The organism is Sphingobium sp. B8D3A, from assembly GCF_025961995.1.
Taxonomy (GTDB): Bacteria; Pseudomonadota; Alphaproteobacteria; order Sphingomonadales; family Sphingomonadaceae; genus Sphingobium.
Genome location: NZ_JAOQOS010000001.1, coordinates 1,389,050 through 1,403,778, shown reverse-complemented (window position 1 = coordinate 1,403,778; position 14,729 = coordinate 1,389,050). Strand labels below are relative to the sequence as shown.

General features: G+C 63.4%; 7 protein-coding genes. 1 reads left to right on the top strand and 6 read right to left on the bottom strand.

What is annotated here, in order from left to right; all coding sequences use genetic code 11:
* Window positions 1–101: 101 nt before the first annotated feature.
* The 6 genes from glgX to M2342_RS06480 form a co-directional block, all read right to left on the bottom strand.
* Window positions 102–1,901 carry a glycogen debranching protein GlgX gene (gene glgX / locus M2342_RS06505; RefSeq protein WP_264578488.1) on the bottom strand — a complete coding sequence of 600 codons (1,800 nt, stop codon included), beginning with the start codon at window positions 1,899–1,901 and terminating at the stop codon, window positions 102–104.
* Window positions 1,902–1,939: 38 nt separating this feature from the next.
* Window positions 1,940–3,571 (bottom strand): alpha-D-glucose phosphate-specific phosphoglucomutase, encoded by a 1,632-nt coding sequence (locus tag M2342_RS06500; RefSeq protein ID WP_264578487.1) that lies wholly within the window; start codon window positions 3,569–3,571, stop codon window positions 1,940–1,942.
* Window positions 3,568–5,022, bottom strand: coding sequence for a glycogen synthase GlgA (gene glgA / locus M2342_RS06495; protein WP_264578486.1), 1,455 nt, complete (start codon window positions 5,020–5,022; stop codon window positions 3,568–3,570). Before glgA ends, M2342_RS06500 begins: the two co-directional genes overlap by 4 nt.
* Window positions 5,023–5,115: 93 nt before the next feature.
* On the bottom strand, window positions 5,116–6,411 hold the full coding sequence (gene glgC / locus M2342_RS06490) for a glucose-1-phosphate adenylyltransferase (protein ID WP_181560170.1): 1,296 nt from the start codon (window positions 6,409–6,411) through the stop codon (window positions 5,116–5,118).
* Window positions 6,412–6,427: 16 nt separating this feature from the next.
* Window positions 6,428–8,581 (bottom strand): 1,4-alpha-glucan branching protein GlgB, encoded by a 2,154-nt coding sequence (glgB, locus tag M2342_RS06485; RefSeq protein ID WP_264578485.1) that lies wholly within the window; start codon window positions 8,579–8,581, stop codon window positions 6,428–6,430.
* Window positions 8,578–10,998 carry a glycogen/starch/alpha-glucan phosphorylase gene (locus M2342_RS06480; RefSeq protein WP_264578484.1) on the bottom strand — a complete coding sequence of 807 codons (2,421 nt, stop codon included), beginning with the start codon at window positions 10,996–10,998 and terminating at the stop codon, window positions 8,578–8,580. The genes glgB and M2342_RS06480 overlap by 4 nt, the downstream gene beginning before the upstream one ends.
* A 366-nt stretch (window positions 10,999–11,364) precedes the next feature.
* Here M2342_RS06480 and M2342_RS06475 point away from each other — a divergent pair, with 366 nt between their 5' ends.
* The gene (locus tag M2342_RS06475; RefSeq protein WP_264578483.1) at window positions 11,365–14,586 is read left to right on the top strand and encodes a TonB-dependent receptor plug domain-containing protein; all 3,222 of its coding nucleotides are present in this window, start codon (window positions 11,365–11,367) and stop codon (window positions 14,584–14,586) included.
* Window positions 14,587–14,729 lie beyond the last annotated feature (143 nt).

The following is a 14,729-nucleotide window of genomic DNA, read 5'->3' as shown; positions in this document are numbered from 1 at the left end:
ACTGACCTGTTATGCCCATGAGGGTGTTCCGTGCTGCTGCGCCAGGCCGCTGGCCCTTCGCTTTGCGCGGAATGATTCCCCATTCCCCGCCCGGTTTTCACTCAATGCCGGACAATGTCAACAATGAGTCGGCGCTGCGCGCGGTCGACGAGGAGCGTGAAGCGGCGACCGTTCGGCAAGTCCGCTTCATAACGCACGAAGCCGGTCTCGGCCGATTCCCAGTCGGAAACGCTCATATCCGCTCCGTCCGCTCGGAACCAGCGGCCGGGCTCAGGAAATGTCGCGAACGCATCGAGATCCGCCGCGCGCGCGGCGGAGAGCGCGCAGGCAAAGGCTTCCAGTGCGGTATCGCGATCATGCCAGGCAACCCAGGAGAGCGGATTATCCTGCGCGTATGCGTTGTTATTGCCCTGCTGGGTCCGGCCAAATTCATCACCGGCTGTCAGCATGATCGTGCCGGACGAGGCAAAGAGCGTCGCAAGCAAGGCCCGCAGATCATCCCCGCGCGCCGCGATCACGGCGGGATCGTCGCTTGGCCCCTCGACACCGTGGTTCCAGCTGAAATTCTCGCCATGCCCGTCGCGATTATGCTCACCATTGGCGAGATTGTGACGATGGACATAGGCCACGGTATCGGCGAGCGTGAAGCCGTCATGAGACGCCAGAAAATTGACGCTCCGGCTTGGATTGCCGAAGATGTCCGATGATCCGGCGAGACGCGTGACGAAGGCTCCGATCCCGCCATCGCCGCGCCAGAAGCGGCGCACATCGTCGCGATAGCGGTCGTTCCATTCCAGCCAACTCTCAGGAAAGCGGCCGAGTTGATAACCGTCCGCGCCAATATCCCATGGCTCTGCGATCAGGATACGATCCGCCAGCCAGGGATCGCGCGCGATCTCATCGAAGATCGGCGCCTGCGGATCGAACGCCGGGCCGCGCGCCAGAATCGGCGCGAGATCGAAGCGGAAGCCGTCCACGCCCGCCTCGCGCACGAAGCGTCGGAGCGTGTCCAGCGCGAGCGCCCGCACCGCAGGCTGGGTAAAATCAAGCGTGTTGCCGGTACCGGCAACGTTGACGAGGTCGCCATCGGCCTCCAGCGCATAATAGCTCCGCTCGCCCAGCCCGCGCATGGACAGGGTCGGTCCGATCCGGTCGCTCTCACCAGTGTGGTTGAACACAAGGTCGAGAATGACGCCGATACCGGCCTCGTGCAGGCACGCCACCGTTTCGCGCAATTCCGCCATGCCGCCGGGACAAAGCCGGGGATCGAGGGCCATGGGCGCGATCGGGTTGTAGCCCCAGGCATTGGCCAACCCACGCGCGACCAGATGCCGCTCATCGATCCAGGCGACGATCGGCATCAGTTCGACCGCGCCGACATGCAGCTTCTGGAGGTGTGCGATGACCGCCGGGTGTGCGAGCGCCGCCACCGTGCCACGCAGCGCCGGTGGTACGTCCGGATGCAGCACGGTGAAACCGCGTACGTTCAACTCGTAGATCAGGGCGCCCTGGCGGAAGTGCGGCGGCGCCGGCGGGAGATCGGCCAGCGGCGCGGTGACGACGCTGCGCGGCACCAGCGGCGCCGTCTCTACGCCGCGCTCGGCAAGCTGGGGATCGTAGACAAAAGGCCGATCAATGGCGCTCGCCCAGGGATCGACCAGCAGCTTGGCGGGATCGAAGCACAGCCCCTGCTCCGGTGCCCATGGGCCGTCAGCGCGAAAGCCATAACGCTGGCCGGCAGCAGCCCCGGCAATCTGCGCCTGCCAGACATCGGCTTGTTGGGCCAGGGCATGGCAATGCTCGTGCCCATCCTCGTCGAACAGGCACAGGGTGACGGCAGTGGCGTCGGGTGCCCAGACGGAGAATGTCGCGCCCTCGCGGGTGAGGTGAACGCCGTACATTCAGGCCCTGAACGCCTGCGAAGCAAAGGTGTGCCGCCTCATGTCACGACATCCGGGGCAGTGCGGCCCGTGTGGCGCGCGATACCAGCAATCGCCTCTGCCGCTGCGATCAGCCCCGCCAGCATCGCAGGCGTCTCTTCATCCAGCGCGCCGCCAACCGGCTCGTAACGCTCAAGATAGACGCGCAGCGTCGCGCCTTCCGTGCCTGTGCCGGAAAGACGGAAAACCACGCGCGAACCGCCCTCGAAAAGCACGCGCAGGCCCTGATTGGCACTGACCGAGCCATCGACCGGGTCGGCGTAGGAGAAGCTGTCCGCCGCTGCGACGGTGAGCGCGCCGAAGCGCGCACCGGGCAGCGCGGGGAGCGCCGCCGTCAGCGCTTCGATGAGCGCATTGGCCTTCTCCGTCTCGATGCCTTCATAATCGTGCCGCGCATAATAATTGCGGCCAAAGCGCGCCCAGTGATCGCGGGCCAGGGCATCGACGCTGATCTTGCGCTCGGCGAGGATGTTGAGCCAGAGCAGGACGGCCCACACGCCGTCCTTCTCGCGGACATGGTCGCTGCCCGTGCCGGCGCTTTCCTCGCCGCAGATGGTCGCCATGCCGGCATCCAGCAGATTGCCGAAGAATTTCCAGCCGGTCGGCGTCTCGAAGCTCGGGATGCCGAGCGCTTCCGCCACGCGATCGGCCGCTGCGCTGGTCGGCATGGAGCGGGCGATACCCTTGAGGCCGCCGCGATAGCCCTTGGCGAGATGGGCGTTAGCCGCCAGCATCGCCAGCGAATCCGACGGCGTGACGAAGCGCCCCTTGCCGATGATCAGGTTACGGTCGCCATCGCCATCCGACGCCGCGCCGAAATCGGGGGCGTCCGCGCTCATCATCAGATCGTACAGCACCTTGGCGTGGACGAGATTGGGGTCCGGGTGATGATGGCCAAAGTCCTCCAGCGGTGTCCCATTGCGGACGGTGCCGGGCGCAAAGCCCAGGCGTCGCTCGAAAATCTCGGTCGCATATGGGCCGGTGACCGCGCTCATCGCATCGAAGGCGAGCGTAAAGCCGCCGACGGCAATGTTGCGGATGGCGGCAAAGTCGAACAGCTCCTCCATCAGATCGGCATAATCGGCCACAGGATCGACCACCTCGACCGCCATGCCGCCAACCGGGACGATGCCCAGCGCATCGAGATCGATGTCGCCTGCTTCCACCATCTGCCACTGGCTAATGGTCTGCGTGCGCGCGTAGATCGCCTCGGTCACTTTCTCTGGCGCCGGCCCGCCATTGGAGACGTTATACTTGATCCCGAAATCTTCGTCCGGCCCGCCAGGATTGTGGCTGGCGGAGAGGATTAGCCCGCCCAGCGCGCCATATTTGCGGATCAGGTGGCTGGCGGCGGGCGTCGAGAGGATGCCGCCCTGCCCCACCATCACCTTCGCAAAGCCATTGGCGGCGGCCATGCGGATCGTCTGCTGGATGACCGTGCGGTTATGATAGCGACCGTCGCCGCCAATCACGAGCAGGGCGCCATCCTTGCCATCAATCGCATCGAAGACCGACTGGACGAAATTCTCGGCATAATTGGCCTGCTGGAACACCCGCACCTTCTTGCGCAGGCCGGATGTGCCGGGCTTCTGGCCTTCGAACGGCGTAGTGGGAACGCGCGTGATCGTCATCTCTGCTCCTTGAGTTGCCGGTAGAGCGCAGCATAGGCAGCGCCGCTCCGTCCCCAGCTATTGTCCGTTTTCATCCCCGCCTGCTGGATCTGCTGCCAGCGCGAGCGCGCCCCATAAAGGCGGATCGTGCGGCTGATCGCCGCTGCAAGGCCCTGATAATCGACCGGCGAGAACAGCACGCCGGTGGCTGCCCCCGCGTTCATCGCGGCCTCATTGGCGTCGATCACCGTATCGCCCAGCCCGCCGGTGCGCGCGACGACCGGCACGCAGCCATAAGCCAGACCGTAAAGCTGCGTGAGACCGCAGGGCTCGAACCGGGAGGGAATGAGAATGGCATCGCCCCCGCCCTGCATCAGATGAGCGAGCGGCTCGTCATAGCCGATGCGAATGCCAACGCGACCGGGATGGCGGCCGGCGGCGGCATGAAGTCCGGCCTCGATCGCCGCATCACCGCTGCCGAGCACCGCGAGCCTGCCCCCCAGGCCGACGAGGTGATCGATCACCTCCAGCAGCACGTCCATGCCCTTCTGCCAGGTGAGCCGTGTGATGACGACGAACAGCGGCCCATCACCGCTCTCCAGCCCGAAGGCGGCCTCGATCGCCCGCTTGTTGGCCACGCGACCGGAGAGGTCGTCCGCCGTGAATGGCGCGGCCAGCGCTGCATCCTTGGCCGGATTCCACTCGGCAGCATCGATACCGTTGACGATGCCATGCATGCGGTCCTGCCGGCCGACGACCAGCCCCTCCAACCCCATGCCGAATTCCGGCCGGCGGATTTCCTCGGCATAGCCGGGACTCACGGTGGTGATCGCATCCGCGAGGACCAGCCCCGCCTTCAGCATCCCCACGCCTCCATGATATTCCACGCCCTCGATCGACCATGCGACCGGCGGCAGGTCCAGCCGGGCAAAGAAAGCTGCGTCGAACCAGCCCTGGAATGCCATGTTGTGAATGGTCATCACGCTGGCGGGTCTTGTTGCCTGATCTCCGGAATAGACCAGATAGGCCGGCGCGAGCCCGGCCTGCCAATCATGCGCGTGGAGCACATCGAACGGCTTGAGCCCCGCGCGCCCGGCGGCGAGATCGGCTGCCGCCTTAGCGAAGGCGGCGAAACGCAGGCCATTGTCCAGCCAGTCCCGCCCCATGGCATCGGCATAAGGTCCGCCATCGCGCTCGAAAAAGCCTGGTGCATCCAGGACCAGCAGCGGGCGCCCCTCATGCTTGGCAGCGAGAATGCGCGCCGGCGTGCCGAGCAGCGAGTCATAGCGGAAGACGGTGCGCTTGCGCGGCAGGGCCTTCAAGACGGAGGGGTAGCCCGGCAGAAAGCGCGTCATCGCCACGCCATGCCGCGCCACCGCCGCCGGCAAGGCCCCGGCCACATCGGCAAGGCCGCCGGTCTTGATGAGCGGCCAGCATTCGGACGCGGCGGAGAGGACGGAAAGCTCTGTCATGTTCGTAACAACCCGATGGACGGCGACGTGCCTTAAGGCAAAGGATGAAAAATCCGGTTCGACACGCGCAAGTGCTGCGCGCGGCCCTAGACGCTAGTCCAGCCGGTCGATCATCGCCTTGGTGATCAGACAGATGCCGCTTTCCGTGCGGCGAAACCGCTGCCCGTCCAGGCCCGGATCTTCGCCGACGACCAGACCTTCCGGAATGCGGACGCCGCTATCGATGATGCACCGCTTGAGCCGCGCACCGCGACCGATGTTGCAATAAGGCAGGATCACCGCCTCCTTGACGCTGGCGAAGCTGCCCATCTTCACGCCGGTGAACAGCAGACTGCGATGGGCCTCGGCGCCCGAGACGATACAATCCTGCGAGATGAGCGAACTCACCGCCATGCCCCGGCGGCCTTCCTCATCATGCACGAACTTGGCGGGCGCGGCGATGATCTGGTCGGTCCAGATCGGCCAGTCGCGATCGTACATGTTGAGCTTGGGCACCACGTCGGTCAGGTCGATATTGGCTTCCCAATACGCATCGAGCGTACCGACATCCCGCCAATATTCCTCGATCTGCTCGGCAGCGCGGATCGCGCTGGATGAAAACAGATGGGCGACGGCTTTGCCGTGCTTGACGATATAGGGGATGATGTCTCCGCCGAAATCGCGCTTGCTCTCCGGATCGTCGGCATCGCGGCGCAGTTGCTCGAAGAGAAATTCGGTCGTGAAGACATAGATGCCCATCGAGGCGAGCGCGACATCCGGCTTGCCGGGCATGGCTGGCGGGTCGGCGGGCTTCTCGAGGAAGCTGGTGATCTGGCCCTTATCATCGACATGCATGACGCCAAAGGCCGTCGCCTGCATGCGCGGGACTTCCAGGCAGCCGACGGTGACATCGGCATTTTCCTGCACATGCTGCTGCAGCATGAGCTCATAATCCATCTTGTAGATGTGATCGCCGGCCAGAATGACGATATATTTGGGCGCGTGGCTGGCGATGATGTCGATGTTCTGGAACACCGCGTCGGCCGTGCCCTCATACCAGTGAAACTCGTCGATGCGCTGCGAGGCGGGCAGGATGTCGAAGCTCTCGTTGCGCTCGGGACGCAGGAAGTTCCAGGCGCGCTGCATGTGGCGGATGAGCGAGTGGGCCTTGTACTGCGTCGCCACGCCGATGCGCCGGATGCCGCTGTTGATCGCATTGGAGAGCGCGAAATCGATGATGCGGGACATGCCGCCGAAATAGACCGCAGGCTTCGCGCGATTGTCGGTCAGTTCCATCAGGCGGCTGCCGCGCCCGCCGGCCAAGACATAAGCCATCGCATCACGTGCCAGAGGTTGTTTGCGGCCTTCTCTTTGTGTCACCTGTTCCCACTCCTTCCTCTGGCGCGCCATTATGACGGCGGACGCCTCAATCTTCTCCGTGCAGCATGATCGTGGCGAGCGGCGGCAAGGTCATCCTGGCCACGCCTTTCTCGGCCTGCACCGCACCCAAATTACCGACACCGCTGCCCCCATAGATCGCGGCATCGGTGTTCATCACCTCCTGCCAGACGCCATCATGCGGCAGCGGCACGCGATAATCATAATGCACCACCGGCGTCATGTTCGCGATCACCGCGACAGGCGCCTCGCCGGGTGCCTTGCGGACCCAGGCGAACACCGAATTCTCGCGATCGTCCACGATCAGCCATTCAAAGCCCTCGCCCTCGCAATCGCGCTGATACAGTGCGGGAAGAGAGCGATACAAGCCATTGAGATCACGAATGAGCGTCCGGATGCCGGCATGGGCAGGCGCGTCAATTAGCTCCCAGTCGAGCGCGCGCGCTTCGCTCCACTCCCGGCGCTGCGCGAACTCCTGCCCCATGAACAGCAGCTTCTTGCCGGGGTAGCCCCACATGAAGGCATAATAAGCGCGCAGATTGGCGAATTTCTGCCAATCATCGCCGGCCATCTTGTTGAGCAGCGAGCCCTTGCCGTGGACCACCTCGTCATGGCTGAGCGGCAGCACGAAATTCTCGGTATAGGCGTAGGTCAGCCCGAAGGTGATTTCTTCATGATGATAGCGCCGGTGGATCGGATCGCGCGCCATGTAACTAAGCGTATCGTTCATGAAGCCCATGTTCCACTTGAACCCGAAACCCAGGCCATTGTCATGCACGGGATGGGTAACGCCCGGCCATGTGGTGGATTCCTCGGCAATCGTCATGATGCCGGGATGGGCGCCGTAGATCGCCTTGTTCATGGTCTGGAGGAAGGCTGCGGCCTCCCAGTTCTCGCGCCCGCCCTCCGCGTTGGGCACCCATGCGCCCGGCTCGCGGCTATAGTCGCGGTGGAGCATCGAGGCGACGGCATCGACCCTTAATCCGTCGACATGGTAGCGCTCGGCCCAAAACAGAGCATTGTTGACGAGGAAGCTCGCCACCTCGCGCCGCCCGAAATTGTAGATCGCCGTATTCCAGTCGGGGTGGAAGCCCTGGCGCGGATCTTCATGCTCGTAGAGCGCCGTGCCGTCGAAGCGGGCCAGCCCGTGCGCATCGATCGGGAAATGCGCGGGCACCCAGTCGAGCAGCACGCCAAGGCCGGCGCGGTGGGCGCCATCGACAAAGCGTGCAAAGCCGGCCGGATCACCAAAGCGGGCCGAAGGCGCATAAAGACCAGTGGTCTGGTAGCCCCAACTCGGGTCATAGGGATGCTCGGAAACCGGCAGGAACTCGATGTGCGTGAAGCCCATGTCCGCGACATAGGGGATCAGCTCCTCGGCCATCCGGTCCCATGACAGGAACCAGCCGTCCTCATCCCGTCGCCAAGACCCGGGGTGAACCTCGTAGATGCTCACCGGCACACGGCGCGGATCGACCGAGGCCCAATGCGCGCGGTGGGCGGCATCCCCCCAGTCCGGCTTGGCAGGAGAGAAGGTCATCGACGCGGTTTTCGGCCGAAGTTCGGAGGCGAAGGCGAACGGATCGGCCTTGAGCGGCTGGACCGTGCCGTCCGGCCCGACGATCAAATATTTATACGCCTCCCACGCCCCGAGGCCGGGCATGAAGATTTCCCACACGCCATTGTCGCTGCGGCGGCGCATCACATGGCGTTGGCCGTTCCAATCATTAAAGTCGCCGACCAGCGCCACGCGCTGTGCATTGGGCGCCCAGACGGCAAAGTGGACGCCACTTGCGCCTTCATGTTCAATGAGATGCGCGCCAAGCTTGTCGAACAATCGGAAGTGTGTGCCTTCCCCGATCAGCAGATCGTCAAGCGGGCCCAAGACCGGCCCAAAGCTGTACGGGTCCGTGATTGTCCACTCGGCCCCCTGCCCCTTCGCACGATAGCGCAAGGGCTGACGCGGTCCCGACACTGCGCCTTCGAACAGACCGCGCGCATCGACGCGCTCCAGCGTGCCCAGCCGCGCTCCGGCCAGGTCATGCACGTCCACCTGCTCAGCCCCCGGCACCACAGCGCGCACGAATATGCCGGTCGGCCCTTCGTGCGGCCCGAGCAGCGAAAAGGGGTCGGCATGGGTGCCAGCCAGCAAGGCTTCAAGGGCCGCTTTGGGCGGCTTCACATAACTCCCCAGATGTCTTTGGCATATTCCGCGATGGTGCGGTCTGAGGAGAACCATCCAACGTTCGCAATGTTCCGCAGCGCTGCGCTTTGCCAACCGGCCGGGTTCGACCAGCGCGCATCGACAGCGCGCTGGGCCTGGCTGTAGCTCTCGAAATCGGCAGCGACCATGAACCAGTCATGGTCATACAGCCCACCGATGAGTTCGACATAGCGATTGGGGTCGTCCGGCGAGAAGACGCCCGAGGCAATCGCTGACACCGCCTGCTGCAACTCGCGCGACTCCTCGATGATCTGGCGCGGATTATACCCATTGGCCCGCTGGTGCGCGACTTCATCCGCCGTCAGACCGAAAATGACGATATTGTCATCGCCTACCCGATCCTTGATCTCGATATTGGCGCCATCGAGCGTGCCGATGGTCAGCGCGCCATTGAGCGCGAACTTCATGTTGCCGGTGCCGGATGCCTCCATGCCGGCGGTGGAAATCTGCTCGGAGAGGTCGGCCGCGGGGATAATCTTCTCGGCCAGGCTCACATTGTAGTTCGGCACGAAAACGACCTTGAGCAGCCCGCCCACCGAGGGGTCGCTGTTGATCCGCCGGGCAATGTCATTGGCCAGTTTGATGATGAGCTTGGCATTATGGTAGCTGGGCGCTGCCTTGCCGCCGAAAATCTTGACGCGCGGTACCCAGTCGATCTCCGGATGGCTGCGGATCTGATCGTACAGCGCCACCGTTTCGATGAGATTGAGGAGCTGGCGCTTATATTCGTGGATGCGCTTGATCTGCACATCGAACAGCGCGGAGGGATCAAGGCGGATACCCATATGCTCGCGCAGATGCTGCGTGAGCGCCTCCTTGTTGGCGCGCTTGATGGCGCCCAGCCGCTCGCCGAGCGCCGCATCATCAGCGAACCGGTTCAGCTCGTGGAGCTTCTCGGCATCGTCCATGAACCCATCGCCGATCGTCTCGCGAATGAGCGCGGTGAGGCCGGGATTGCACTCCAGCAGCCAGCGCCGCGGGGTCACGCCATTGGTCTTGTTATTGATCCGGTCCGGGTAGAGCCGGTGCAGATCGGCAAAGACGGTCTGCTTCATCAGCTCGGTATGCAGTGCCGCGACGCCATTGACGCTGTGCGCGCCAGCAAAGGCGAGATTGGCCATGCGCACGCGGCGTTCGCCATTTTCGTCGATCACGGAAATGGCGGAGATGGCTGCATTGTCGAGCTGCTTGCTGGCCCGCGCCTCACGCAGCACCAGCGCATTGATGGCGTAGACGATCTGCATATGCCGGGGCAGCATCCGCTCGAATAGCGGCAGCGGCCAGCTCTCCAGCGCCTCGGGCAGCAGAGTGTGGTTGGTATAGCCGAACGTGGCGCGCGTGATGGTCCACGCCTCAGCCAGTTCCAGCCCGTGATCGTCCATCAACAGGCGCATCAGTTCCGCGACGGACACCGCCGGATGGGTATCATTGAGCTGGATGGCGACCTTGTCCGGCAGTGTGCGGATGTCGCCATGATATTGCATGTGTCGCCGCACAATGTCCTGAATGGAGGCCGACGAGAAGAAATACTCCTGGCGCAGGCGCAGTTCCTGCCCGGCCTGCGTCGAATCCGCCGGATAGAGCACGCGCACCAAGCTTTCGGCGCGCACCTGCTCGGCCAGCGCGCCGGCATGATCGCCGGCATTGAAGGCATCGAGCCGCAGCGGATCGACCGGGAAGGCATTCCACAGCCGCAGCGTGTTGACGCGACGTCCGCGCCAGCCGACCACGGGGGTGTCGACCGCCATGGCGATGACCTTCTCGGCCGGATGCCATTCGACGCGCCCATCGACATCGCCGACGACTTCGCCACCAAAGCCCACGCGATAGGCGCTCTCCCGCCGCTCGAACTCCCATGGATTACCGTGCGCCAGCCAGTTTTCCGGCAGCTCGACCTGCCAGCCATCATCGATGCGCTGGCGGAACATGCCGTTCACATAGCGGATGCCATAGCCATAAGCGGGGATGTCGAGCGTTGCGAGGCTCTCCATGAAGCAGGCAGCGAGGCGTCCGAGGCCGCCATTGCCCAGCGCAGCATCCGGTTCGATCTCCACGATCTCGTCCAGGTCCACGCCATGTTCGGCCAGCGCAGCACGCACCTCCTCGACCACGCCGAGATTGCTCAGCGCGTCGCGCAGCAGTCGCCCGATCAAGAACTCGAGGCTGAGATAATAGACTCTCTTCGCACCTGCAGCATGAGCCGCCTTGGACGATTCCATCCACCGCTCGATGATTTCGTCGCGCAGGGTATAGATTGTCGCGGCAAGCCAGTCGTGCGGCAGCGCGGCTTGACTATCCTTGCCAATCCGGTGGACCAGCGCGTCGACAATCCGCATCTGAAGCGCCTTGTCCGACCTGCTGTCTCTGCTCGCCATTAGCCCTGCCCCTTTTCGATTCATGCCGCGTCGCGGAATCACCCATCGATAACACAGACGCACGCATGCGCCAGCCTTGCTTTCAATGCTTTTCCCAGAACGGCTGGATAGGATCAGGCTCAAATTCGATTGAATCTTAGTAGTTGCCGTCTGCATTTATTTGAATAGCATTGATTTGAAGCTGACCTTTCGAGTCGGCGACGCAGACGGGGAGGATATGGCTGCGCGACATAGGTCCGCGCAGGCAGATGGCGTTCGCTCATTCGATGTTCCTGCGCACGATGACGCGTATCCACGCCGCTCACTCTTCCTCGAGAGACGACCACGCTGCGCGAATGGCTCGCGCGACGCAGGGGAGGAAGACTGATGAACCCACGAACTGACAGATGGACGGCGCGTGCCCTGGTGAGTTGTACGGCGCTCGCCTTTGCCTTCAACGCGCCAAGCCCGGCAAAGGCCCAGTCCACCGAGGCGGACGCGCAGGAAACGCAGGCGATCGTCATCACCGGATCGCGGATCGTGCGCCGCGATTATACCTCAGCGACGCCGCTGACCACCGTGACCAGCGACACCTTGCAGTCCTCATCGGATCTCAGCATCGACCAGGGGCTGAAGGAAATGCCGCAGTTCACCGGCGGCGTCGGCGCGACCGGTCGCGGCGGCGCCGGCCTGACCGGCCTAGCCGGATCTGACGTGCAGGCCACACCGACCAACAGCCCCGGTATCGCGACGCTCGACCTGCGCGGCATCGGCGCCAATCGAACGCTGGTCCTCCTGGATGGACGGCGCACCCAGCCGGCCAATGCGACACTGGTGGTCGACATCAACACCATTCCGAAGGCGGCGCTCGACAGCGTGGAGGTCATCACCGGCGGCGCGGGCGCGACCTATGGCGCGGATGCCGTTGCCGGCGTCGTCAATTTCAAGCTCAAGCGCGACTATTCCGGCGTCACGATCGATACCAGCATGGGAATCAGCGAACGTGGCGATGGACGGCAGTTCGAGATATCCGCCCTTGTTGGTGGCAATTTCGCCGATGGACGCGGCAACGCCATGCTGGGGGTGACCTATCAGGACCGCGACATCATCTATCAGGCGGATCGGCCCTTCTATCAGGCCGGTTATACCGATCCCGCCAGCAGCGGCGGCGCGGTCTTCTTCGGCAGCAGCTTCGGCGTTACGCCGCGCACGAATACGACCGGCGTACCGGGCGTGGTGGCCGGCTTCGACTTCGGTGCACCAGCCGGCAACCCGTCCCAGGCGGCCGTCAATCAGGTGTTTGCGCGCTACGGCTTCGCGCCGGGGGAAGTCGCGATTGCCGGGCCGGGCCTGTCGACCAGCTTCTTCTTCAACAAGGCCGCCAATCCGCTCGATGCCACGATCTTCTCGGGCGTCGTCGGCCGCGTGACTGGTGCGCCCGCACCCAATTACAACGGCACCGACCCCAATGTGAAAATCCTGGAGAACGGCAATGCCTCCTTCGTCAGCAAGGAAGGCTATCTCCAGTTGCCGCTGCGGCGAATCTCCTTCTTCGGCAGCGCGCATTACGACATCACGGATGACATTACGGCCTATGTTCAGGCCAAGTTCGACCAGAACAACGTCCAGACCCAATCCACCTATGCCACGGCGTTTAGTCAACTGAACGCCGGTATCACGTTCGACGCCGCGACATGTGGCGCGGCGGTGGGCCACCCTGTGCCGCAGGACCTCTGCGACATCCTACGCAGCCGCGCTCGCCCGAATGCGCCATGGTCGCTCAATCAATCGATGACGTTCATGGGCCCCTCGCGCACCGAAACGAACACCTATAATTATGAGGTGATCGGCGGCTTCCGCGGCAATGTGGGCATTGGTGACTGGACGTTCGATGTCTTCGGCGGTCACGGCAGGAGTTCGCAAGTTACGCGCTATGAGAACTTCATCGATCTGGACGCTTATCAAACCTTGATCGGCCTTCCGAACTACGGCGCCGGAACAACCTTCCTGCACCCCAGTCTCGGCATGTCCGCAAGCTGCACGAGCGGTCTCAATCCGTTCACCACCGCCCCGGTCTCGCAGGACTGCCAGGACCTGATCCAAGCAAACATCAAGGCTGAGACGGTCGTCGGGCAGACCCAGGCGGAAGTGAATTTCCAGGGTGGACTGTTCGACCTGCCAGCCGGTGAAGTGCGCTTTGCGGCCGGCGCGTCCTATCGCGAGAACAACTTCTTCTATGAGCCCAGCGGCCCGCTCAACGCGCAGACGATCAACAGCGGCGTCATCAGCCTGCCCGGCGTCTCACGAACGGAAGGCAAGATCTTCGTCAAGGATTTTTACGGCGAGGTCCTCATTCCGCTTCTGTCCGATCTGCCCTTCGTTCAGGCACTGAACCTCAATGCGGGCTATCGTCATTCGAGCTACAACACGGCAGGCTCGGTCGGCACATGGAAAGTCATTGGCGACTGGGACGTGAATGACTGGCTGAAGTTTCGCGGCGGTTATCAGGTGGCCAATCGCGCACCGAACATCGCGGAAATCTTCCAGCCGGGCATCTACACCGTGGTCAACTGGCCCGGCGGCGATCCGTGCGCGACCCACGCCAACAATTCGGCTTATCCGGGCTATGGCAATCGCGCTGACAATCCGGATCGCGCGCAGGTTCTGGCACTCTGCTCCGCGATCTCAGGCGGCTTTCCGATCGGTCCGGATTTCGTGGGCAATCAGCCGCAGCTGTTCCCGCTCGGGCGAGATGTCACATTGGGCAACCCAAATCTCAAGTCCGAGGAAGCCCGCACCTTCACGGCCGGCATGGTCATCCGCTCGCCATGGCGGGATTCCCCATGGCTCAGTCGCCTGACCCTCTCGGTCGACTATTATAATATCAAGATCGCAGGCGCCGTCTCGACCCTGTCGACCGATTATGTCTACCGCCAGTGCTTCAACTTCGATGGGACGAGCAATCCCACTTACGATCCCGGCAACGAGTTCTGCACCCGGATCATCCGTGAGCCGCAAAGTGGCTTCTGGTCGGCGACCCGCGCCTTCTTCGAGAATCTGGGTAAAATCCACACCGCAGGCATCGATGCCAATCTCAACTGGACCGTCCCGGCGCCCGGGCTGTTCGGGGATGAGGGATCGTTCACCACCAATATCGCGTTCAACTATCTCGACAAGTTCGACGTCCAGAGCTTGCCGGGCGGGCCGACGGCCGACTATCGCGATACCATCGGCAGCAACCAGTATAGTGCGCAGTTCAAATGGAAGCTGTCGACCAATGTCGCCTATAATTTTGGCCCAGGTGCGATCAGCCTGACATGGCGTCATCTGCCCAAGGTTCGCTACTTCACCTACGCGACCAGCACGACGGCGACCGAACTCCCAATCCCCGCCTATGACATCTTCGATCTCTCAGGGCGGATCGCGGCGACATCCACCGTCGAGTTGCGGTTCGGCGTGGACAATCTGTTCGACAAGCAGCCCCCGCGCCTCGGCGTGCGAGCGGGCACGCTCGCGCAGGGAGGCTCTTCGCAATCCGGTGTCACGGACCCGAGTACCTACGATGTGCTTGGCCGGCGCTTCTTCCTCGGCGCGCGGTTGCGCTTTTGACGAGGGCGCGGCGGGCGCACTGGGCGTCCGCCACGCCTACTTGCCTCCCGGCGCACCCCTGAACGGTTGCAGACAAGGCAGTTCGCGCGGGCGGTTGCACATTGCTCACGCGCAAACTAATTTTGCGGATCGCAGAGATTTTT